The sequence below is a fragment of the Paenibacillus radicis (ex Xue et al. 2023) genome, assembly GCF_024722015.1.
In the GTDB taxonomy this organism is placed as follows: Bacteria; Bacillota; Bacilli; order Paenibacillales; family NBRC-103111; genus Paenibacillus_S.
The window spans coordinates 461,897-484,671 of sequence record NZ_JANQBD010000002.1; the positions used below are offsets into that span (position 1 = coordinate 461,897).

The window sequence follows — 22,775 nt, forward strand, 5'->3', positions numbered from 1 at the left end:
AATGGAATTATCTGGATGTTTGCGCTTACATGAAAATCATAGCCGAAATTACTGTACTTTCATATACAGTAAAACTACACTCGGCGCGCTCATTCTTAATGTGCTATAGTCCTATATTGCTTTTAAGCCCCTTGTAGGCTCCACTTTCCGGGAAGTTATTTCTCAGGATATGAACAAAAGTATCTGAAAACCCCAGCTCGCTTAATTCCTCAAAAGGCACCATTCGCACATCCGTAATTGGGTTTTTATCAAATTCATTAGAAGGCAGAGTAAGCTGTCCATCAATCCGCTGCATTAAGAACGAAATATGTATTAAAGATGGATTAGCCTGTGGAACATCGCATAGATAAAGCAGCTTGACCACTTTCGTATGTAATCCTGTCTCTTCGAGCAGTTCCCTCACTATCGAGTCTTCCAACGTCTCTCCTTGCTCTACCCTTCCACCAGGCAATGACCATCCTCTGGAATTGGATACCTGTTGTTTTACAAGCAGGATTTGTTCGTTCTCAACTAATATTCCAGTGACACGTACTTGCAGCAAATTGTTCATTTTCATGCTCCCCCGAATTAAGTTATCTTTGTACCCGTAATGAGTAGATTTTGGTTTGATCCCCATTCCAATAATATCCATACTTGAATTTTCTAATTATATCATCATCGTCTTAGAAATCATTAACTTAATTTTACATTGCTGCACAAAAAAATGATCCTGCAAGGAACAGCAATGCCTTGAGGATCATCTGTACGGTTTTTACTTTTACCTATTCTACCATATCAGCGATTGCAAGATTAACAACCGTATTAGCAGCTTCTTGTCCATTCACCACAAGTGCAATCCTGTGCTCACCCGGATAATGGCGGCGTGTAGTCAGATTAGCCCAGCTGTGGTTGCGTGTGCCGTTAAGCATGGTGCCTCCGGACACTGTTTTGTCAGATAACAGGAACAACTTGCGTGATGTATTCCCGTTACTTTTCACAAAATCGATTCCATATTCTATCCGAATGCGTACCGGCTCTCCTTCACGGACTTGAAGCTCATAACGAAGTTCGGATTTCTCACCAATGGACAGCACCGTAGGTTCCATTGATAATGAAGCCGCGGTTATTAGCGGCGTCTCTTCTGCAGATTCCGCATAACCAAACAACGCAAGAATCTCAGGATCGGCCTTTCTAATCAACGTTCGGCAACCATGACGTACAATCCAGTCAGTGTCGGGATGTGTGCCTTTCCATCGACGAGCGATGTCAAGAACAATTGAAGGATGATCCTTTGCGATATCATTCAGATTGTTAGCTACGCTCTTACGTACATATAGAGCAGAGTCTTCCTTTAATTGCTCCAGCAATGGAAGAATCGGAGAAGGATCTCGCTTGAACATGGGAAGCGCCTGTCCCCAAGGAAGACGCGGCCGGCTGCCTTCACTTGCAAGCCGCCTGACATGTTCATTCGGATGCTTGGACCATACCAGCATCTGAAGCATCATTTTTTCGGGGTCACGGAGAAGAAACGGTCTAACAGCAAATTCAGCAGAGGACCTTTGTGTAAAGCGTTCCAACGCTTTCATGGAAAGCGACCAGTGCCTATCCTCCTGACCGAATACCTCGATGAAATCTGGAAAGAACAAATATGGAAAGCCCGTACAGGCCTCATCAATCATAAACAGAACCTCTATTGCTTCTTCATATTGAGCAGGCAAATAGTCCCCAAGGGTTTGAGTAATACGCCGCATACGAGCCTTCAGCTCAAGAATCTCCCAACTCTCATCCATCGTCTTGGCAATGAATCCTTCCATGTCGAAAGGGGCATATGCCTCATGAACTCTCTGTGCGAACAGGCGCAGGAACTTCTCACTATATATGGCTTTCAATGGCTCTGCCATCTGTTAATCTCCTCTTTTCCACTCAAAAAAATGAATAATGTCATTTATTTATTGTAGCCTCTATCGCCATATGGTTGAAGCTCTTGGAGCCACTTTTCTTCTAATTTTTTCAATTCATCCTTCTCGTCAAAATACCCCTCTTTTTTAACAAGAACCTCTAATACCTCAATCCCAAATGCGGATTCTCCAAATTCATTCCATTCCTTTTGGAGCTGTTGATTTCGGTGTGAGCCCAATTTCAGCATAAGCGTTTTTCCATTCAAGGATCTTAAATTGTTAGTACTGGCAACAAGAATCTTCTGATTGATGTTGTTTTTGATTTGATAAATTCCAGCCTCTGTTTTGATCTCTTTATATTGCTGTACAAGTTCTTTTCTGCGATCCATAAATAGTCTCTCCTTACTTTTTCATCTTATTTTCCACTTTTTCCGATTACTCCTTGATCCAATACTCGCTGCCATCGGACTTCCGCTCCAAGAAGCCATATTCGATTAAATATCTTCTCAACGTGACATAATCAGGATACACAGCCTGAAGTATGTGATTTATCTCTTTTTCTGTATAGATTTGCTCACTTTTAAATCGTTTGGTTATTTCACGAAGCACAACAAGCTTTTCCTTTTCCTTTTTGGAGAAGGCTTTTATTGGCCCGTCTGTTCCATCAGGAAAATATTTTTTCAAAATGGCTTCATTCTCGTCATGCGTAATATTGTACCTCTCATCAACCATTTTTGCTGATTTATGAAGCTCGACGAAGGCAGGCACATGACTATCCTTTTCCTTCAGCAGCTCCATCATGGCCAAAAATACCTTCGACTGCCGCTCCTTCTCCTTCAAGGCAAAACGATGATTCCGTATGGTTGAGGCGCTGCCAATCCCCATTTCCTTCTGAACCTCCCCATCACTTTTCCCCTGATGGAACAGCTTTAGCAGATTATTTTGATGATCGGTAAGACCCGTCAGTTTTTTGTCCAGCTGGATCAGGTACTCAAACACAGAATGATGAGCTTTCTCAATGTGAACTCGCATAAATCTCTTAGCCTCATATAAAATGCCATCGTCAGGATAAATGATCCCCTTCTCAAGCTTCTTCCCGCATAATAAACATATTACCTGCTCACCCTCTTCATAGCAGCCGCTTTTAAGCTCCTCAAGAGTCGCATTCCAAAATCGTTCCGACACTTCCAATTAACAAACACATCCTTATAATGTTTACCATACAACAGACATAATACATTATCGTTTATATTAAGTCAATCTCCAACACCAAGGTATGGATACAACAAAAAAAGACAGAGAATCTCTACTCTGCCTTCATTCAACGCTTCTGAATTGATTGGTAAACAACGATTATCCGTGCTTAATATGCTGCAGCATTTGGACAAAAATTTGTTCGATATGTTCGTCATCCAGCGAATAAAATACTGTCTTCCCTACTTTACGGCGCTTAACAATTCGCAAATTACGCAAATACCTAAGCTGATGAGATATAGCGGATTGCCCCATGTCCAAAACGACAGTCAAATCATGTACGCATAACTCTGTTTGCAATAAAGTGTATATAATTTTGACACGTGTCGGGTCCCCGAGCGCTTTAAAAACATCAGCCAATCCTACCGCTGTTGTTTCGGGTATTAAATTTTGCTTTAACGTAACAACATTAACAGTACCTTCACATGTCTCATCACATTGATCCTGAAGCACCTTTTCCAAATCAAGCACCACCTTCTCTATGTACAGCTGCATCAAGTCCAACTTATATAAATATTATAACAGAAAGAAGATCACTAGGTAGTTTCCACCCGCATTTCATACATTAAAAGGGCTCTAGCCTTGGCGCTCCTTCATTCGATGCCATCCCCAAACAGCAAAAGCTATTAGGACCATACAGCCGCCCACAGCGCTCACACCATTCCAACGCCACAAGCTCCATGCATAACTTCCCAATGCGGACCCTACTGAGCCAAACAAAAAAGTAGATACCATATAAACGGTATTCAGTCTGCCGCGTGCCTCCGGAGCTAAGCTGTATATGCGCGATTGGTTGGCGATTTGTCCTCCCTGAACTCCCAAATCCAGTAGAATAACACCGATAACAAGACCCCATAAGTGGTCGCCGAACTGCCAAAAGAATACAAAAGAGAGTAAAGTAATAAGGATAGCGAAGCCTACAATGTATTTGGTGTTATAACGGTCTGACAAACGACCTGCGAGAGGAGCTGCGAGAGCACCGGCTACCCCTACCAGCCCGAACAAGCCGGCAATTTCACTGCCATAATTGTATGGAGCACCTTCTATGTAAAAAACAAGCGTAGTCCAAAAGGCACTGAAGCTGCCGAACAGCATTGCAGCAATTAGAGAGGCTTCTCGAAGAGTGCGATGCTTGATAATTAGCTGTCCGATCGAGAGCATTAACTGACGGTATGTTATTTTGGACTCCGGGTAGCTTTTAGGCAAATATAATCTTAGTATAGCCGCAAGAAGCAGCATCATTACTGCAGCTATTCCAAACATCGTACGCCATCCTAAAGCTCCGCCGACGATTCCGGAAACCGTTCTGGCCAACAGGATGCCGATCAATAAACCACTCATAACCGTGCCTATTACTTTGCCTCTTTCAGATGGAGCGGCAAGCTGAGCGGCAAGCGGAACCATCATCTGCGGGATAACCGTCGTAACTCCAACCAGCAGACTGGCTATACTAATCCAAATTAATGATTGGGCCGTGGCGATCCCGACAAGCGAAAGGGAAACGGCAATGAGCAGCAGGAATAGCAGCTGTCTTCTTTCCCGCATATCCCCTAAAGGGACAAATAAGAATAAGCCTACCGCGTATCCGATCTGAGTTAACATAGAAATGATTCCGATTTGATTATCGCTCACATGAAAGCTTCGCCCTATATCCGCGAGAAGCGGTTGATTATAATATAGATTTGCGACTGTCATACCACATGCAATTGCCATTAATAAAATTAAACCTTTAGACAAGCTTTGCCCCGCCTTTATATGCAGGCTGCTTTCTACTGCTGAATTACTGCTCATGCAACTTCCTCCAACCGATTCATTTGAGTATACAATCAATTATTAATCTGAACAATTAATTCCCCGTTCCTGGAAATAACCGAATGCTCTGCTAATTGCTTGCCAGATATATTTATACAGGCTCCAGTATGTTTGTCAAAAGACCAACCATGCACAAAGCAGACCAATTCTCCATCTTCAAATTCAATTAAGCCCCCTGAATGTGGGCAAACCCGGGACACAAGACGATAGGTATTCCTATCCTTCAGTAAATGAATCTCTTTGGGCAGGTCAGTCCAGTCTTTCTCCAGTCCAATTGTGACCTCTTTCATCTGATATGCCTCCAAATAATGTAATTGCATTTGCTTGCCAGAAATTGTCTTATCCAGAATAACAAGTTTATATCAATAAAGCCAGTGACTTCTTTAAAGAAGATCACTGGCTTGCTCAATATTTTGATCTTATGCAAAACGGGTCCATGATTTCAGGAGATGCCGAACATCCGCCCCCTCATTAATCATCCTGTGAATGTCCTCATTGATTAACTGACGAGACGTGTTCCACTTTTCGTTTAAATAAAACCCGCTAGGCTGTACTACCTCAAGCTCCTTCAAATAACGTTTCCACAGTCGATGCGTGTTCATTCCACTTCGTTGTGCAAGCGTTCTCGTAACGGGTAAGTTCCATGGCTTAAGAAAGCTCTCATGACGCTCCAGAATATAGTGACGGAGAAAATCCCATGCCAAACGGGGATGCTTCGACTTCGTTGTTACACCGCAGCCTCCCATGTAAATCATGTTAGCTTCCTCTCCGCCCTGCATTCGCGGCAGACCAACTACTTCAAACTGATCTTCCCGCCCCTTCTCGCAAATACCTCCCAGAAACCAAGTGAAGCCAAAAACGATAGCAAAACCATCGGCCAGCTGGCCTGCTAAGGAAGGTTCACCAGGCTTTCGAGTAACTTGATGAATCCGGTACATATCAATGATCTTGCGGAATGCTTCAATCGTGCTTTCAGAGTCCACATAACCGCGCGCAGTAGATCCGTCCGGGGAGAGATATCTCCCTCCATTGCGCATTACAAACGGTTCAAAATTTTCAATATCAGCACCCGTAGCAAAGCCGAATTGGCGAGCGATACCATCCTCATTGCGAAGGGTTAGCCTCTGAGCAAGTCCCATCATATCTTCCCAAGTCCAATCTTCTTTTGGATAAGTCAGACCTTCTCGATCGAACATATCTTTATTGATTAGGATTAAAGGGACCGAGACATCAACGGGTAACCCTGGTAAAGTTCCATCCTTCCCAGCAACCCTTATAATTCCAGGATACCAATCTTCTTCCATCCCCTCTATTTCTTTGATATATGGCATTAAATCAATAAAAACTCCTTCTTGGTTGAACAATCCCCAGCCTCCTGAATCCATAATGTCCGGTGGTTGAACAGACTCGAACTCACGCATAGACTCAAAGTTATCAGCTGCCTGTTCTACAATAATACGGACGTGGGGATTAGCTGCTTCGAAAGCTTCCTTCGCTTGCAGCAGATGGTGCATTTGCTGAAATTGTGTAAGTAACCGAATTTCAATTCTACTCATTTTGATATCCCCTGCTCCCATAGAATTATTGCCTTCTCCAAATATCCAATAGCTGCTGTTTCAAATTCTTTTGCCAGCTGTAAATTAGTTCTGCAAGTGTCCAGTGTTTCAATTGATAGCATCTCGGCATTGCGTATAAACGGAACTTGCCCGCTTATTGTTTCAAGAGCTTCCGCTGCCTGCTCGTAGGCTTCTGACGAAAGCAGAATAAGACGCATCGTTTCACCTGATTGCCGAACACTGCGTAAATAACGCGCTGCATGTCGTTTTGCTTCTGAATATACAGCTGCAAGCTGTCCCATTCCATAACGGTTAGGTGTAATCAAGCTGTTGCTCAAAAACTCGATCCACCGGTCATAAGCCGCCAAACCCGATGTATAAGATAAATACATTGTCATGGGATAATAGCGGCAGCCCTGCCTTGCATAGCTCACAGCAAATTCCAGAGTTTCTTTGGCCTTTTGTTGACTCGATTGGCTGAATGCGTTTGCAGACTCCTTGCTGTCAATTCCAGCCAAGAAACGCAAGGGATTTCCAGCTATTTCCCCATACGACAATGTCTTGCCATCCGGTCTCATTGCATCAGTCACATAAACGATACGTTGTTCATCGTCATATCCATACAGAAGGGACCATTCGTGGACATAAGGCTTGTCTGCAAGCGTATCAAAATATAGAACCGGCTTTCCCATGTCTATATATTTGCGAATAAAGGGAAGCACAGCTTCTTCAAGCGGCAGAACGACCGGGAATCGTTCGGATGCGGCCAATAAAGGAACCGGCGCATCCGGCAGCTGACCGCACAAAATGCTTGCAACATATCCCAAATCATTCATGAGCTGCTTGAATGTATTACGCCAATCATAGATATAAATTCCATCGGAAAAGGTCGTTCTATTCGAAATTTTCATTCGAAAAGCAAATCCCGATATCCCCATTAATTCCGTTGTAGACCGAGTATCCCCTACCGCCGCCAGCATGTGACCGATCCGGTCGACAAAGGTAGTTTTCACAGCTTGATGCTGCGGCCAAACTGGCAGGAGCAGGACATTGTGTTTTGACAAACCGCTCCCTCCTTTTTGCTGCAGATGACTCTGATGGCCATCCATAAAGACTCGAACTTGTTCCTCACGGAGCTTTTTACGGGAACGATGAATATAAGTATATACAGAACCGACAGTGGTGTTATATAAATCTGCAATCTCATCGGGCGCAAGCTGGCGGAAGAAATGAGCTTCAAATATGTTCCTCTCTTTCCGGCTCAAACAGTGCAATAACGTGTGAATGGTCTCGAACAGTTCTTTTCGAAGCAAATGTTCGGCTGGATCATTCTGCTTGTCTGCTTCATCTGATGCTGACTGGGTTAAATGATGCAGAATATGATCCAGATCATCCCAATCTATTTGGCTGCTTGCTGCTGAATTAGCGCGTGCATTCTGAAAGCTTGTTAAAGGCTGCTCCCTCTTATACGGGCCACCTCTCCTCAGTCGCATGTTCGCCTGATTCTGTACGATGCGATGCAACCACGGCAAGAACCGGTTGGTGTCGACTAACGATCCCAGATGAAGAAATGCGCGAATTAACGCGTCTTGTACAATATCATCAGCCATGTAAGGATCACGGGTCATCCTCTCTGCCCATCTTTTCGCTCTTTCCCGGTAAGTGTGGATTAGCTGCCCGAATGCTTCCGTATCTCCTTGCTGCGCACGTTCAACTAATTCTTGATCTTGATTTTGCCATATAGCACCTCCACGGTCTTGTGATGAGGCAGGTTCCATTCTATTCTCCAATTCATTCACTTTCATACTGCTCCTCCTATAACTTTTCGCCTGCCTATATGAGATAAGATGCCACTAGCAGCTGGAATTTGAACAAATAATTCGTACAGTCTCACACTTTTATAAAAATTTACCATACAAAATGAAAAACTGACACTCTTTCCTATCTATTTATTTAAATTGATAGAATATTCAGCCAAACACTTGACTGCGAACAAATGTTTGGTATAATAGTTTTATAGAACGAATGTTCCTATTTTGAGAGGGGTGTAGACGATGAAGGTGAAGAATGTAAGATTTATTGAACGCGATTATTATAAAAATTTAATGGTAACGAACAGCGAGTTCATAACAGACAGTCAAATTGAGAAAATTCTTGATACAGCTGACAATTACTGGCTAGATTTAACCTTTAAATGCTTTGATAACGGGTCGATGATTGTCATTGATAACCACACCGAGCTACAAGTTCCCCTACATGATCTTAAAGGAGCGGCCTATGATTTCTATGTTAAACAAAGAATTAGAATGATCAGAGAAAATCTGGAGGCCAAGATTCTGCAAAGCGCATAATTTATTAGGAAATCAATCCATATACCTGCTTGAGGGACTATATTTAAACAACAAAACCGCCCTATTGCCATAATTAACAATAGAACGGCTTTTTGTTGTTGTCACCACCACTTCAGTTGAAAGAACTAGCAGTGTTTAGCATAAGGTTTTAGGAATCTAAGCTATTCAGTAAGCTGCGCCGCCTTAACGGCTCCTTCAATTTGACTAATAAATTCATAATTTCCGGATCCAATCCGATATTTATGTTTACCATTTTCCAGTCCGATTTCTACGGCACCGTCCGAAATGAGAACATTTGTTCCGTAAAGGTAAATTGTTGCCGTTGTATTCACAGGAATAGATACCTGCAGCGAGAAGCGTTCGCCATTAAGCTGCCATGAGGAAGAAATAGCGCCATAGCTGCTCTCCACAGTTGCCTTGACATAAGTTAGCTTTCCTCCCGGACGGGGATGAATGACTATATGCTTAAATCCCGGCTGCTCAGTATCGACATCTATACCTGCCATATATCGATACATCCATTCCCCGACCGATCCAAGTGAATAATGATTGAATGAATTCATGCCCGGGTTTTGAAATCCTGCTTCCTCCGTCCAGCCATCCCATCTCTCCCAGATTGTAGTCGCGCCTTGCTTGACTGAATACAGCCATGAAGGGAACGTATCTTGATGCAGAAGTGAGTATGCCAGCTCGTCCAGCCCATTCTCCGTCAGCACTGGTAGCAAATAACCTACTCCCAAGAATCCGGTAGACAGATGATTTCCATTCTCCCTAATAAGCTCTTCGAGACGTTTAACAGCAAGCGGCTTCAGCTCTTCAGACACTAGCCCGAAATATAGAGCTAACACATATACAGTTTGTGTATCTCCTTGGATGATACCATTCTCATCCATATAAGTATGGACAAAGGCTGTGCGGATTTCTTCGAATAATGCACTATATTCGCTTACATCATCCGTGTATCCCAGAACCCTAGCAATTCGGACGAATAAGGCGGTGCTATAAGCGAAATATGCCGTGGCTAGTACGTCTTTGGGTGTATCTGCGTTTATGGACAACCAATCTCCATAGTTGGCATAGTCGGGCCGAATCCTATCCGTGCTATTGGTTTTTAAATATTCCACCCAACGCTTCATAGCATCGTAGTTAGTTTCAAGTATGGTTCTATCCTCATACATCAAATACAATGTCCAAGGGATGATAACTCCTGCATCGCCCCAACCTGCATTATCAGGTGCGAACCATTTGACGACTTCTTGCTTAAATTCGAACCACCCAGCATCAGGTGCTACATCAGGAAACGCTCCATCCGGCGTTTGGCCGTCCGTCATGTCTTCCATGAATTTGGCAAAAAAGCGCGATACATCCATATTATACGAGGCCGTGCGAATAAATATTTGAGCATCACCGGTCCATCCGAGCCGCTCATCCCTCTGTGGACAGTCCGTAGGGACACTCAAATAATTTCCGCGTTGACCCCAGCGAATATTGCTTATAAGACGATTAACCATGTCATCTGAAGTTTCCAGCGATCCTGTGCCAGGCGTGTCTGAATGCACAACTCTCCCAATAACGCTTTCAAGAGTCAATTCTCCAGCAGCTGCGCCCTCTATTTCTACATAACGAAAGCCATGAAATGTGAAATGCGGCTCGAATGTTTCTAATCCTTCGCCCTTTAATATATATATTTCCTTTTGGTCTGCTCTGCGCAGGTTTTCAATGTAAAGCGTATCTTCATCCTGAAGCATCTCAGCGTGCCTAACCGTTATATGCGTACCCGACTGCCCCTGTACCTGCAGCTTTACCCAGCCGACCATATTTTGACCCATATCGAATAAATGAGTCCCTTGTTTCGTAAGCCACATTTTTACCGGATTAATCGATTCAGTTATCCTCACAGGAGGATCAATCTGGGAAACAAGCTTACCTGTGTACGGCTCGAATCGACTCACTTTTTTCCAGTCGCTATCATCAAAGCCTGTTCGATCCCAATCCGGCAATTCTTTACGAGCGTCATAAGCTTCGCCTTTTAACATATCCGAATATTGAATAGGACCCGTATTCATGGCCCATGTCTCATCAGTAATTAAGAGGCTATTGGTGCCATCCTCAAACTGAATGTCCAACTGCAAGAGCAGGGCTGGACTCGTTCCATATATTTCTCTACCCATCATCCCTACTTGCCCTGCATACCATCCAGTGCCTAGAATGGCTCCAAGCGCATTCCCTCCTGCTTGTAGAGAAGCAGTAATATCATACGTTTGATACTGAGTCCTTATAGCATAATCAGTCCAGCCCGGAGCAAAATATTCATCACCTACCCGGCTGCCGTTCAAATGCAGCTCATAGACGCCTAAGGCTGTAGCATATAGAGTGGCTTGTCTAACAGGCCGATCGATCACAAACTCCTTACGCAGATACAAGCCAGGTGGAAATTCGATTGCCGGGTCCAGCTCCTGACCGATCCATTCACCATTCCATTCATTGGGATCAAGGATGCCCATGGTCCAATATCCAATAGAGCTCCATTCGGAAGCTGCTCCCTTGGCATCCCATACTTGGACTTTCCAATAATAACGTAGTCCTGATTGCAGAAGACTTCCAAGATAGGAAACCTGTACGGAACGATCAGAAACAACCTCTCCACTATCCCAACAATCACCTATATCTTGCTGAAGCAGATCCGCATTGGATGCTACTAGAATTCGATAAGCACTTTGCTGTTGCGCCTGTTCTTCAGAATCCAGTAACCAGCTAAATCGGGGCTGTTTAGTTTCTAGCCCTAAAGGTTGATCCAAGGATTCAACACGCAGCCTTTTTATAACAATACCCATGACTCATCCTCCTTGTGCATTTTTATTTGTTCCACATGTTTCACCCTTAGCTCGGCTTTAGTAATTCGAAGCGCTATATAAGATTTACTGTTCAAAAGAACTTTGCAAGATCCCCTGTATGTTCCAGGCAGCCGTTCAACAGTCATTTCCCATGTATCTATAAGATCCACGTGATAATCTCGTTCGTTGGATAAATTCAATTCCCAGAATGCAGGACGGCTTATGCCAAAATATAACCAGTAACAGCTTCGGTCAGCTTCATCCTTCCACAAGTCAGCCTGCCCTTGCTCCATGAGGCTCCTTAGAAAAGAAATCCGCTGCGGACTTTCGCCAACCAGATTACCACCGCGAGATATCCAGGAGCTGCGATCTTCAAATACTTCTCCGTGAGCAGCATAGCCGCCCCTTACCATGCATTCCCAGAATCGACGCATCATTTCCTCCCCGGAAATGTTACCCCATCTTCGAGCCGCGTTTCCTTCGTAGCAGCATTCATCGATAACAACCGGTTTATTACACTTGCTCAACCAGCTTGTTGTTAGAGCAGGCTCCCAATGCTGAATGCTTTGATGGGTAATCCAAGGCTTGGAATAATCATACATGGACGTTCGACTGTAATCGTACATCTTGGTTCCATTATGTATAGATAATAAATGACCATAAGGATCATACTCCTGAACAATTTGGCATAATCGGTCCCAATCCTCGGTTGATTTATGAATATTGAAATCGTACTCATTTGAAATCGACCACCAAACGTTTCTAAAGGAAGCGAGTCTTGCCACAGCATATCTTAGATAGGCATCCTCCACCTCGGGCTCGAGGTTTTCGAAGCCCCACACATTTTGATCGTAAGGATGAAATAAAATGATATCAGCTTCAATACCCAACTTCTGTAAATCATCAATCCGCCTCTCAAGATGAGCGAAGAAATCAGGATTAAATCGATGTAGATCCACTCCTTCGGCTCTGCTGCCTGCAAAAGCCAACATAGAAGGATCCATATCTCCTGTCGGTAAAATACACATGCGAACTTTATTGAAGGAAGAAGCAGCCAGCATAGCAAGTGTAAGCTGTTCCTCTGCCTCGTCTCCATGATGTATCCAATGGTATAACGTTGTACCGAAAGGTAAATAAGCAGTGCCGTCCGCATATCTAAACCGGTATTTATCCTTGACATGCACAGGTCCATGATTTCCAAAAGCCGGGGAAATGACCTGGAATTCCCCTTCTAGAGCATCAAGCTCCTTACAATTACTAGAAGTTACATAGGACCAGTGTCCCTCTACGTCAGGCATAAAGCGGATCTTATAAATTCCATTCCCATCATAAAAACCTTCAGCCTCCACTATCCTGTTATGGTAACGGAACTTAGCTCGAAACGTAACATCCTCATAAGGATTAGAGGACATTGGACCTTCAAAGCTTCCTTCAAAGCTTCCTTCAAACCGGCCCCATAGCTCCACTGTATCGGGAGAGGTGTTAGCAGCATTCTCTCTCATTGTGCTTCCCCTCCATTCCTGCCCCCGGGCTTTTCTGCTTTTCTTATAAAATTGTCATCTGCTTCGGCACTTCTGATCAAGAATGGAATATTAGAAGTCCGTTCCTGTGAAAATGGCTGCTTATCCAGCCGGCGTACCCGCAGAGCGTGATACATAAGAGATGGCAGAGTGACAATAACATCCCCTTTATAAGTGCCAGGCAGTGTGTTTATTGTCATGTTCCATGTATCAATAATGTCAACTTCATAGCTTCCGTCAGGCAGCAAAAGCTGCTTCGATGGAAATCGGTGGATCCCATAAAATTGAAGATAATACTCACCATCACGTCCAATCGTTGCCGCATCATAGTATTCAGGCATAAAACGCAAACCTGCCGGAGCATCCTCCAGAATACTTCTTAGAAATGCTATCCTTGGAACAGCAGACCCTATTAAAGCACCTCCATGCGTCTGCCATGTTCCCACTCCATCTCGCATATACTTTTCACCATAACTTGCAAATCCTTTTCTGCATGCGCTTGCCCACATTCGGTTGACCACCTCTTCACCTGGCAAGCTTCCCCACAGGGTCGGCCAATCGCCTTCACAGCCGCATTCTTCAACAATAATCGGTTTATGATGAAGTCCCGCAAAATAAGTCAATTGACTTGGATCACTGCACTGCAGGCTCACATGTGTGATAGCTTTATGTCCAAAATTGAATAACGGATCCGAGCTGTGCACCGTCAGTAGATGGCCATATGGATCATTTTGTTGGACAAGCCGCAGCACTTCATCCTTGTTAAATCTATAACAGTCTCCTTCAGTGGGCAAAGACCACCACACATTGCGGTAAGCCGCCAAGCGGGCAATGGTTTGGCTGAAGAGATTGGAGAACGCCTCATCGGACTCCCCATTCCCAAGGTTTAGCAGCAAGTCAACTTCTATCCCAAGCTTCATAAGCTGGAGTATCATTTGTTCAAGAGAAGCAAAGTCTGTTGAATTACCTCCCGAACTCATAGAAAATCGGACCTTGTTAAAGGGGGAGCCAGTAAGTGCAGACAAAGTTTGCTCAGCTTGATCCCCCGCATATCCTTGCAAACAAGTTGTACCAAATGGAAAAAAGGCTGTGCCGTCAGCATAGCAGAAATCCTGCTTGCTTCCGCCAACGTCTACAGGTCCATGGTTATTAGGGCCAGGTGCGGTGCAATGAATTCGACCATTGGATTGGCCCATAATAGTATCGATGAAGCCGCCATATAATTCGTAATGCCATTCGCCCTCTTCATCAGGCATAAAGCGTACTCGTGTCACACCGTTGATATCTCGGAAGAATCCAGCTGCTATCTTGCGGCTTCCTTTTCTAAACAGAGCATTTCCCAGTGGATAATCCTCGATAGTAACTCCTTCTTTATGAGTACAATCCAAAGCAAGCTCGAAAGTCCCCCATCGCTCAACCTCATGCAGATTATTCATAGAAGCCTTCACCTTCTTTTTTTAATTCCAATCCAGTCATTTAATAATTGAATCAGGAAATGATAGAATGGACTGCTTTTTTCCATCCCTCGTAATACTCGTCAATTCTATTGGCATCCGCCAGATGGCTGTAAACCATCTCAGATGAGAACAGTTCGTATAGTTCTTCTATGTTATTCCACGTTCCAATACAGAGTCCTCCCAGAAAAGCCGAGCCAACAGCAGATAACTCTGAAATTGAAGGTTTAACTACATCTATTTGCAGCATATCAGCTTGAAATTGCATTAAAAACCGATTTTCAGTGGCCCCTCCATCTACCCGCAGTCCTTGAATACGAATACCTGATTCGGATACCATCAGCTCTGCGGTATCCCGTACTTGATAGGCTATACTTTCCAATGCCGCACGGATAATATGCCTTTTATCGCTGCTTCGGCTCAAACCAATAACCGCCGCTTTGGCATTAGGCTCCCAGTAAGGCACTCCTAAACCGACAAATGCAGGAATCAAGTAAACGCCCTCGTTATCGGATAGAGCACTAGCTTGTGCTTCCGCCTCCGAGTAATCGTTGAATAATCCCAATTGATCCCGTACCCATTTCAAACAATCTCCTGTACAGTGAATAATTCCTTCAAGTGCATAATCGACTTTGCCGTCAATCCCCCATGCAATTGCAGTAACTAAACCATTAGCCGGCTTCGCTGCCTTGCTGCCAATGTTCATCATAACGGAGGTGCCAGTACCATAAGTTGCTTTAGCCATACCCGGCTGATGGCATAGCTGTCCGAACAACGCCGCTTGGGAATCGCCAATAACTCCTGAGATCGGAATTTGCTCCGAAAACAAAGCAGGCTCATTAGTATAGCCGAATAAGTCATTACTCGATTTAACTTCCGGCAAGGTTACACGATCAACTCCGAACATTTCGATTAATTCCGAATCCCACTGTAAGGTGTGAATGTTAAACAGTGATGTCCGGCTTGCATTCGTATAGTCGGTAGCGTGCACTGCACCACCGGTCAGCTTCCAAATCAACCAGCTATCTATTGTACCTGCCAGCAGTTGATTTTGTCCGCCATTGTGCACGGTATCGCTCTCCATATGTTCAAGAATCCAGCGAATCTTACTCGCAGAGAAATACGGGTCCAGCACGAGTCCCGTTTTATCCTTCACTATGGATTCATATCCCTTGGCCTTCAAGTCCGCACATTGCTCCGCGGTTCTGCGGCATTGCCAAACAATGGCGTTGTATACCGGCTGCCCGGTCTCTTTGTCCCAGACAACCGCCGTTTCCCTTTGATTCGTTATTGTAATGACCGCAACTTGCCCAGGGGATGTACCGGTAGTCCGAAGCACCTGTTGAATCGCTTGGACTACATTACCGTAGATGACTAATGGATCATGCTCCACCCATCCCGGCTTCGGATATATTTGCGGATGTTCAATGGAGTAGCGGCCCTTAATTTGACCTAGCTTGTCGATCAATAATGCTTTTGTTCCGGAAGTACTCTGGTCCACTGCCAAAATATAACTGGTTTCCATACTGACTGCTCCTCACGATGACCTTGTCATGGTTTTAGCAATGGAGCGGATATTTTCTACACTTAATCCATAGTGATTAAAAACTTCACTTGAATTTCCAGTGATGGCCGGTTCATCCGGAATCCCAAGGATACGCATCGGAACGGGATGGCTTTGGATAATGACCTCAGCTACGGCGGCTCCAAGCCCACCATGGATACTGTGTTCCTCCACAGTAATGATATGGCCCGTTTCAACAGCAGCACGAATAATCGCTTCATTGTCCAACGGCTTGATCGTGTGCATGTTGAGCACTCTGCAGCGAATTCCATCCTGCTCCAATGCATCTGCAGTATCAAGTGCAACTCGGACCGTTTCACCTGCGGCTATAATCGTAAGGTCAGTTCCCTCGCGTAGAGTGACCGCTTTTCCAATTTCGAACGGATAATCGTCAGACGGGTATACATCTCTGACCGGATTTCGACCGATTCGCACATAGACGCCACCTTCATGCCCAACTAGAGCTTCCGTCATCCGTTTCGTCTCATGCCGGTCTGCCGGCAATATAACCGTTAAGCCGGGGATTGCTCTAGTAACGGCTATGTCCTGCAAGGAATGATGAGACATTCCTAATGCACCATAGCTTACACCCCCGCTGATGCCAACAAGCTTCACATTAGTGGCCGAATAAGCCACATCTACTTTAACCTGCTCTATGGCACGCATGCTTAGAAAGCAAGCCGGTGAAGTAACCCACGGCTTTTTCCCACAAGAAGCCAAGCCTGCTGCAATACCAACGATATTCTGTTCAGCAATACCTGTTTCAACGAATTGCTCCGGTAGCTCCTTAACAAACGGCAGCATCGATGCCGAGCCTCTCGAATCACTGGCCAGCACCAGGATGCTGCTGTCTTCTTTGGCTAAATCCAACAACGTATCGCAAAGAACTTGACGGTTGGCGATTTTATTCATGAATGACCACCTGCGCTTCCTTCGATAATTCCTCAATAGCCAGAGCCAACTCTGCGTCACTAGGTACATGATGGTGCCAATGCGGAACATTCTCTGCGAAGGAAACACCTTTGCCTTTTGTTGTATAGGCCATCAGCAAGGTCGGCTTGCCGGATACCTCGGGTGCTGAATGAAGTGCAGCGGATAATTCAACAACATCGTTACCGTTCACAGGAACAACATGCCAACCGAAGCTGCTCCATTTATCTTCCAAGGGCTCCAGCCCCATCACAACTTCGGTGCTGCCGCTAATTTGCAGTTTATTACGGTCAATGATGCCTACAACATTATCCAGCTTGTAATGGGAGGCAGCCATCGCCGCTTCCCATATCGATCCCTCCGCTTGCTCTCCATCACCCATTAATGTGAATACACGGTAGCTTTTACCGTCCATCTTCCCGGCAAGTCCCATGCCTACAGCCACAGAAAGACCGTGACCAAGCGCGCCTGTATTCATCTCGACACCGGGGATTTTGTTATTCGGATGCCCGATTAAACGGGAACCAAATTGGCTGAACGTTTGCAGCTCCTCCTTCGGAAAGAAGCCTTTGTCCGCCAGTATGCAATATAGCGATTCCACCGCATGACCTTTGCTCGCAATAAAGCGATCCCGTTCCACCCACTTCGGATTGTTCACATCCAGCTTCATTACATCGTAGTATAAAGTGGTCAGTATGTCGGTATTGCTTAGTGAAGAGCCTGTATGGCCGGTCTTCGCATGATGTATCATTTGCAATAAGTCCATTCTGATTTGTGCAGCCTTACGTTTAAGCTCATTAGCATGAGTGTTCATCTCAGGTTCCTCCTAATCTAAATGCTCTATTGTCAGAGCTTCTCTCTAGAATGTTTTAACGCTGCCAATCCTTACCCCGTAGCCATGCTTGAATTTCACTTTCCGTTGGGTCCACAGGATCGGGTTTAAGCCCTGGAATGTAAGTACAGGCTTCATATAGGGCTGGAATGACATCCTGATGAATACCAACGGAATGATGCACATAAGGGCCTTTAACCAGCTTTTCCTCCCATAATGGCCAATCATTAACTTCAACCCATACATAGGAGCCTCTTGTATAAGGTCCTTGGATGCCTTTGGCACGGCCTAGAAAAATAGAATATTCCCCGTGATCCCCGTCAAATCGGGCAAGTGTCATCTCTCCACCGCGTATCTCACCTTCATGAGTCCCTGGTGAATGATCGTCGAACAGGAAATGCTTACGCAGCTGAGGCTTTTCTTCTACGCTTAATGAAACCGGGAAATTCCCACAATGGAACAGCAGCTCGCCGTTCGGATTATCCGGATGACGAATTGTCAAATCAGCGAAGAAAGTCGGCTTCGTATTCAGTGACGCAGCTTGCACCATGATAGAGGTGATAGCGCCATGAATATCCGTTTCGCAGGTAACCGGAATCTGCTCATCCGTCAGAATCGCGTTAGCTAAGCATGGCATGATGCCCATCGCATCCTGCAGCGAAGACCAGCATTGAATGGCAATGGCAGTACTTGCCGTTTTCTCGGCATATTGCTTCATCGCAACTTTGAGCGCCGCAATTTTGTTAACGGCTTCTTCCCCAACCTCCGAATAATCCAGATGCTCCTTTATATAGCTAACAGCTTCATCAAATTCGGGTCCGCCTTTGGCACCAACCTTTTTCGCAGCCGTCTTGATATCTTCCAATGTAATCGGGTAAATTTCGATACCGAACTTCTCCAATAGTTCCCCTTCATTACACATCATGGTCCAAAAAGAAGCGGGTCTTGGAGCAATTTGTAAAATGCGCAGTCGGCGGAATTCCTTCACTACATTGGCAGCCGCTACAAAGTTACGGAAGCCTCGTTCAAACACGGGATCATCCACCCGGCTGTTTGTGATATAAGTAAACGGCACATTAAAACGGCGCAGCACCTTGCCTGTAGCGAACAATCCGCACTGCGTATCGCGCAAGCGCATCCCATTTTCAAGCGGTGCTTCATCTCGCGGACCCCAGAGAAGAACCGGCTTTCCTAACGCTTTGGCAACACGGCCGACCATGTCCTCCGTCCCGAAATTACAGTGAGGGAAGAATACTGCATCCACCTCATGTTGTGCAAAATGCTTGACAATTTCTTCTGCATTGTACAAATCGTCGTAGAGCAGCCCCTCCTTGTTCAAGCCTTCCAAATCAACGATATCAATGTCGAGCCCGAAGCTGTCCATTTTTTCACGAATTAGCACCTTATACTTAAATGCATCCTCTGCACTGAAAACAAATCGTCTAGTCGGCGCATAGCCGAGCTTTAGCTTTCCCATCGCTTCAAACCTCCCCTTGTTCTGTTGCACGTGCTCTAATTGCAATATAAGGCGTTCCCGGCATATCAATGCGTGTCATACCACTAAAGGTTCCTTCCAGCGAAGTGACCGTCATACGCCAAGTATCGATTACATCAATCTGAAAGCTGCGATTCTCCGGCAGCGGGAGTTCACGGTAAGCCGGGCGATGGATACCAAAATACTGGAGGTAATACTCTCCCTCAACTCCAATAGTCGGTGCATCCCGCAGCCTGTCAATCGGCTCCGTACAATCCGGGGCTTCATTAAGAATTTGCTGTAGAAAGGCAATTCGTGCAGGGCTCTCCCCATACAACAGTCCACCCTTGGACCACCAGACCACCTCATCAGGATGCAAAAAGGTTTCTCCATGCCCCACATACCCGCCACGGGTAAATCCGTCCCAGAAACGTGCTGTCATATCCTCACCGGTAATATTCCCCCAGCGCTGCGGCAAATTGCCCTCATAGCAGCATTCATCAACTACAACAGGCTTGCCATATAGCTTGCGCCATGCATTCGTCGGGGTTAGCTCCCAATACTGCATGCTCACATGCGTTACCCATGGTTTGGTGTGATCGTAGACGATCAGCGTTGTGGGATCATACATTTTCGTACCATTATGTATCGATCTCAGGTGCTGGTAAGGGTCACTTTCCTGTACAATGCGGAAAGACCGATCCCAGTCATCCATTGTTTTCTCCGTCATAAAATCAAATTCATTCGCCAAGGACCACCAAATATTACGGAAGGCTCCAAGTCGGGCTATGATATACCGCAAATAATAAGCATCCGTCTCCGCATCCATACGATCAAATCCCCAACGGCCTTTATCGTAAGGATGAAACAGAATTAAATCCGCTTCGATCCCAAGCTGCTGCAGCTCCGTAATTTTTTGCTCCAGGTTGGCAAAGTAATCGGGATTAAAGCGAGTCCAATCGAAGCCCTCTGCACTAGAACCAGCGAACGGAAAACTAACCGGCTCATTCAGATTAAAGCTGTAATTTTTCGGAAATACGCACATCCGGATTTTGTTGAATGGCGAGGCGCTTAAGGATTCCAACGTTTGCTGCTGCAGCTCCTCGTCCTGATGAGTCCATGCATAGCAGGTAGTGCCGAAAGGCCGGTAGGCCGTCCCATCCTCATATACGAAGTGGGAAGCATCCCTAATCCGCACCGGACCGTGATTCCCGGAAGAAGCAGGTATACAGGAGAAGCTTCCCGCCGCGCCATCAAGCTCAGCAGAGCTGCTGCTAACCGAGTAGGTCCACACTCCTTCGGTGTCAGGCATGAATCGAATCTTATACATATCATTTCCGTCATAAAAACCTTCCACTTTTACGATCCGGTGCTTATGCTGAAACTGTGCTTCCAATTGAACGTCCTGGAACGGATTACCTTCAACCGTTCCTCTTAGTGAAAGCTCAAATAATCCCCAACGCTCTACTTCATTAACATTCTGTATGGCTTCCCTCATTGAAATCACTCCTTATCTATATCTATCCTTTTATTCCTGAGGTCGAAATTCCTTCGACAAAATATTTCTGACAGCTGAAGAAAATAACTAAGCTTGGTATTAAAGACAGGACAGACATGGCAAACATAACGCCCCACGCAGAGTCACCCGATGAATCCATAAATAACCTCAACCCGAGTGGAATCGTATAAAGCTTAGCTGTATTGATATAAAGCAGTTGACTGAAGAAGTCATCCCAAGTCCATATAAAGGTGAAGATAGCCGTCGTAATGAGGGCCGGTACCGCCAGCGGCAAAATAATCCGCCAGTAAATCTGCGCTTTACCGCAGCCGTCAATAGTTGCCGATTCATCCAGCTCTTTAGGCAATCCCCGAATAAATTGAACCATTAGAAAAATGAAAAACGCGTCTGTAGCAAGCCACTTTGGAATAGTCAACGGATAATACGTATCAATCCAATTCAGTTGTTTAAACAAAATGTACTGAGGTATGATCGTGACATGATGAGGCAGCATGATCGTTACCAGCATGAGAGCAAACCAAACCTTTTTCCAGGAAAAATCCAACCGGCCGAACGAGTAGGCAGCCATCGAGCAGGACAACAAATTTCCAGCAACACAAAATGCAGAGACGATAAAGGAATTCGTGAAAAAGGTTGAGAACTTGACTCGTGCAATACCCGACCAGCCTTTCAAATAGTTATCCAATGTCACTTCCTTGGGCCAAAGGCTCAAATCGCTGAATATCAGATTCGATGGTTTAAAAGAGCTGGAAACCAGCCACATAATAGGGTACAGCATGAACATCCCAACTCCGAGGATCAAGACATGAAGCAGCAGCCGATTGACTCCTTTTGCCTGCGCCATCTTACTTCCCCCCGTCCGCATAATGTACCCAATATCTGGATGATCCGAAAATGATGGCCGTAAATATACCTATAATAACTAACAGAACCCAAGCCATTGCCGATGCATAGCCCATCTCATAGAATGAGAAGCCTTTCATATACAGGTACAAGGTGTAGAACAGGGTCGAATCCATAGGACCTCCCGTACCTCCGCTTATAATGAAGGATTGAGTAAAGGCCTGGAAGGCGCCTATCAATTGAATAACTAAATTAAAGAAAATAACAGGCGTCAGCAGCGGAATCGTAATATGGAAAAATTGCTTGATTTTGCTGGCACCGTCCACTTGAGATGCCTCGTAATAATCTTGCGGAATTTGTTTAAGCCCTGCCAAAAAAATGATCATAGAAGAGCCAAACTGCCATACGGACAGTGCCACAATGGAATATAAGGCATAATCAGGATTAGCAACCCAGTCCGGAGCATGTATGCCGAAATTAAGCAGAAACTGGTTTACAACACCGGAGCCTCCGAAAATTTTGCGCCACAGTACTGCAATTGCCACACTTCCACCAAGAAGAGTTGGCAAATAATACAGCGTCCTGTAAAGGCTTACCCCTCGCAATCCCCGATTCATGAGCGTAGCAATCATTAATGCGGCCGTCAGCTTCAAAGGCACCGAGGTAAAAACATATATAATGGTCACTTTTAATGAAGCAAAAAATCTTGGATCTCCAGTGAACATCGTTTTGTAGTTATCAAATCCGATATACTTGGGAGGAGAAATAACATCAAACTTGGTTAATGAATAATAGAACGAATTAATCATCGGACCGATCGTCAGGGCAAGCAAACCAACAAACCAAGGCAGCAGAAATAAGTAAGCAACAGCATTTTTCTTCCAAAGCTTGGCTAAGTAAATGCCTAACGTCATTCTGGATGTACGCTTGTTCTCCAATGCTATTCGGTTCATAA

At 45.0% G+C, this 22,775-nt stretch carries 20 protein-coding genes; 1 reads left to right on the top strand and 19 read right to left on the bottom strand.

All coding sequences use genetic code 11. The annotated features are described in order from the left end of the window. Positions 1–103: 103 nt before the first annotated feature. The 9 genes from NV381_RS04725 to NV381_RS04765 all read right to left on the bottom strand — a co-directional run bounded on the left by NV381_RS04725 (position 104) and on the right by NV381_RS04765 (position 8,304). The gene (locus NV381_RS04725; RefSeq protein ID WP_258212115.1) at positions 104–550 is read right to left on the bottom strand and encodes an NUDIX hydrolase; all 447 of its coding nucleotides are present in this window, start codon (positions 548–550) and stop codon (positions 104–106) included. 211 nt (positions 551–761) lie between these two features. Continuing rightward, positions 762–1,880: a hypothetical protein gene (locus NV381_RS04730; protein ID WP_258212116.1), complete on the bottom strand. Its 1,119-nt coding sequence runs from the start codon at positions 1,878–1,880 to the stop codon at positions 762–764. A gap of 44 nt (positions 1,881–1,924) precedes the next feature. After that, entirely contained in the window at positions 1,925–2,266 is a 342-nt protein-coding gene (locus NV381_RS04735; RefSeq protein ID WP_258212117.1) for a GIY-YIG nuclease family protein, read from the bottom strand. A gap of 46 nt (positions 2,267–2,312) precedes the next feature. After that, the gene (locus NV381_RS04740) at positions 2,313–3,068 is read right to left on the bottom strand and encodes a DUF2087 domain-containing protein (protein WP_258212118.1); all 756 of its coding nucleotides are present in this window, start codon (positions 3,066–3,068) and stop codon (positions 2,313–2,315) included. A 162-nt stretch (positions 3,069–3,230) separates the two neighbouring features. Beyond that, a complete protein-coding gene (locus NV381_RS04745; RefSeq protein ID WP_379369054.1) occupies positions 3,231–3,626 on the bottom strand; it encodes an ArsR/SmtB family transcription factor in 396 nt (131 codons plus the stop codon). A gap of 81 nt (positions 3,627–3,707) precedes the next feature. Continuing rightward, a complete protein-coding gene (locus NV381_RS04750; RefSeq protein WP_258212119.1) occupies positions 3,708–4,922 on the bottom strand; it encodes an MFS transporter in 1,215 nt (404 codons plus the stop codon). Positions 4,923–4,957: 35 nt separating this feature from the next. Further along, a complete protein-coding gene (locus tag NV381_RS04755; protein WP_258212120.1) occupies positions 4,958–5,233 on the bottom strand; it encodes a Rieske (2Fe-2S) protein in 276 nt (91 codons plus the stop codon). Positions 5,234–5,362: 129 nt separating this feature from the next. Next, positions 5,363–6,499: an extracellular solute-binding protein gene (locus NV381_RS04760; protein ID WP_258212121.1), complete on the bottom strand. Its 1,137-nt coding sequence runs from the start codon at positions 6,497–6,499 to the stop codon at positions 5,363–5,365. Next, positions 6,496–8,304 carry an RNA polymerase sigma factor gene (locus NV381_RS04765; RefSeq protein WP_258212122.1) on the bottom strand — a complete coding sequence of 603 codons (1,809 nt, stop codon included), beginning with the start codon at positions 8,302–8,304 and terminating at the stop codon, positions 6,496–6,498. Before NV381_RS04765 ends, NV381_RS04760 begins: the two co-directional genes overlap by 4 nt. A gap of 249 nt (positions 8,305–8,553) precedes the next feature. Here NV381_RS04765 and NV381_RS04770 point away from each other — a divergent pair, with 249 nt between their 5' ends. Continuing rightward, positions 8,554–8,850, top strand: coding sequence for a hypothetical protein (locus tag NV381_RS04770; protein WP_258212123.1), 297 nt, complete (start codon positions 8,554–8,556; stop codon positions 8,848–8,850). Between the two features lie 161 nt (positions 8,851–9,011). Here NV381_RS04770 and NV381_RS04775 read toward each other — a convergent pair whose 3' ends face one another. The 10 genes from NV381_RS04775 to NV381_RS04820 are packed head-to-tail and all read right to left on the bottom strand — an operon-like array spanning position 9,012 to position 22,734. After that, positions 9,012–11,684: an alpha-L-rhamnosidase gene (locus NV381_RS04775; protein ID WP_258212124.1), complete on the bottom strand. Its 2,673-nt coding sequence runs from the start codon at positions 11,682–11,684 to the stop codon at positions 9,012–9,014. Next, on the bottom strand, positions 11,669–13,186 hold the full coding sequence (locus tag NV381_RS04780; protein ID WP_258212125.1) for a DUF5605 domain-containing protein: 1,518 nt from the start codon (positions 13,184–13,186) through the stop codon (positions 11,669–11,671). Before NV381_RS04780 ends, NV381_RS04775 begins: the two co-directional genes overlap by 16 nt. Further along, positions 13,183–14,640, bottom strand: a complete 1,458-nt coding sequence (locus NV381_RS04785) for a DUF5605 domain-containing protein (RefSeq protein WP_258212126.1) — start codon at positions 14,638–14,640, stop codon at positions 13,183–13,185. The genes NV381_RS04780 and NV381_RS04785 overlap by 4 nt, the downstream gene beginning before the upstream one ends. 52 nt (positions 14,641–14,692) lie before the next feature. After that, a complete protein-coding gene (gene glpK / locus NV381_RS04790; protein ID WP_258212127.1) occupies positions 14,693–16,183 on the bottom strand; it encodes a glycerol kinase GlpK in 1,491 nt (496 codons plus the stop codon). Between the two features lie 12 nt (positions 16,184–16,195). Further along, positions 16,196–17,134 (bottom strand): transketolase family protein, encoded by a 939-nt coding sequence (locus tag NV381_RS04795; RefSeq protein WP_258212128.1) that lies wholly within the window; start codon positions 17,132–17,134, stop codon positions 16,196–16,198. After that, on the bottom strand, positions 17,127–17,966 hold the full coding sequence (locus tag NV381_RS04800) for a transketolase (protein WP_258212129.1): 840 nt from the start codon (positions 17,964–17,966) through the stop codon (positions 17,127–17,129). Before NV381_RS04800 ends, NV381_RS04795 begins: the two co-directional genes overlap by 8 nt. 55 nt (positions 17,967–18,021) lie before the next feature. Beyond that, positions 18,022–19,461 (bottom strand): L-fucose/L-arabinose isomerase family protein, encoded by a 1,440-nt coding sequence (locus NV381_RS04805; RefSeq protein ID WP_258212130.1) that lies wholly within the window; start codon positions 19,459–19,461, stop codon positions 18,022–18,024. Between the two features lie 4 nt (positions 19,462–19,465). Continuing rightward, the gene (locus NV381_RS04810; RefSeq protein ID WP_258212131.1) at positions 19,466–20,956 is read right to left on the bottom strand and encodes a DUF5605 domain-containing protein; all 1,491 of its coding nucleotides are present in this window, start codon (positions 20,954–20,956) and stop codon (positions 19,466–19,468) included. A 22-nt stretch (positions 20,957–20,978) separates the two neighbouring features. Further along, positions 20,979–21,821: a carbohydrate ABC transporter permease gene (locus NV381_RS04815; protein ID WP_258212132.1), complete on the bottom strand. Its 843-nt coding sequence runs from the start codon at positions 21,819–21,821 to the stop codon at positions 20,979–20,981. Between the two features lies 1 nt (position 21,822). Then, positions 21,823–22,734 carry a carbohydrate ABC transporter permease gene (locus tag NV381_RS04820; protein ID WP_258212154.1) on the bottom strand — a complete coding sequence of 304 codons (912 nt, stop codon included), beginning with the start codon at positions 22,732–22,734 and terminating at the stop codon, positions 21,823–21,825. Between the last annotated feature and the right edge of the window lie 41 nt (positions 22,735–22,775).

Coding starts and splice junctions, on each gene's coding strand:
- NV381_RS04760 (WP_258212121.1), bottom strand. CDS start 6,499: ATGAGTAGAATTGAAATTCGGTTACTTACACAATTTCAGCAAATGCAC.
- NV381_RS04745 (WP_379369054.1), bottom strand. CDS start 3,626: ATGCAGCTGTACATAGAGAAGGTGGTGCTTGATTTGGAAAAGGTGCTT.
- NV381_RS04780 (WP_258212125.1), bottom strand. CDS start 13,186: ATGAGAGAGAATGCTGCTAACACCTCTCCCGATACAGTGGAGCTATGG.
- glpK (WP_258212127.1), bottom strand. CDS start 16,183: ATGGAAACCAGTTATATTTTGGCAGTGGACCAGAGTACTTCCGGAACA.
- NV381_RS04785 (WP_258212126.1), bottom strand. CDS start 14,640: ATGAATAATCTGCATGAGGTTGAGCGATGGGGGACTTTCGAGCTTGCT.
- NV381_RS04765 (WP_258212122.1), bottom strand. CDS start 8,304: ATGAAAGTGAATGAATTGGAGAATAGAATGGAACCTGCCTCATCACAA.
- NV381_RS04810 (WP_258212131.1), bottom strand. CDS start 20,956: ATGAGGGAAGCCATACAGAATGTTAATGAAGTAGAGCGTTGGGGATTA.
- NV381_RS04770 (WP_258212123.1), top strand. CDS start 8,554: ATGAAGGTGAAGAATGTAAGATTTATTGAACGCGATTATTATAAAAAT.
- NV381_RS04800 (WP_258212129.1), bottom strand. CDS start 17,966: ATGAACACTCATGCTAATGAGCTTAAACGTAAGGCTGCACAAATCAGA.
- NV381_RS04820 (WP_258212154.1), bottom strand. CDS start 22,734: ATGACGTTAGGCATTTACTTAGCCAAGCTTTGGAAGAAAAATGCTGTT.
- NV381_RS04750 (WP_258212119.1), bottom strand. CDS start 4,922: ATGAGCAGTAATTCAGCAGTAGAAAGCAGCCTGCATATAAAGGCGGGG.
- NV381_RS04735 (WP_258212117.1), bottom strand. CDS start 2,266: ATGGATCGCAGAAAAGAACTTGTACAGCAATATAAAGAGATCAAAACA.
- NV381_RS04795 (WP_258212128.1), bottom strand. CDS start 17,134: ATGAATAAAATCGCCAACCGTCAAGTTCTTTGCGATACGTTGTTGGAT.
- NV381_RS04725 (WP_258212115.1), bottom strand. CDS start 550: ATGAACAATTTGCTGCAAGTACGTGTCACTGGAATATTAGTTGAGAAC.
- NV381_RS04755 (WP_258212120.1), bottom strand. CDS start 5,233: ATGAAAGAGGTCACAATTGGACTGGAGAAAGACTGGACTGACCTGCCC.
- NV381_RS04815 (WP_258212132.1), bottom strand. CDS start 21,821: ATGGCGCAGGCAAAAGGAGTCAATCGGCTGCTGCTTCATGTCTTGATC.
- NV381_RS04805 (WP_258212130.1), bottom strand. CDS start 19,461: ATGGGAAAGCTAAAGCTCGGCTATGCGCCGACTAGACGATTTGTTTTC.
- NV381_RS04775 (WP_258212124.1), bottom strand. CDS start 11,684: ATGGGTATTGTTATAAAAAGGCTGCGTGTTGAATCCTTGGATCAACCT.
- NV381_RS04730 (WP_258212116.1), bottom strand. CDS start 1,880: ATGGCAGAGCCATTGAAAGCCATATATAGTGAGAAGTTCCTGCGCCTG.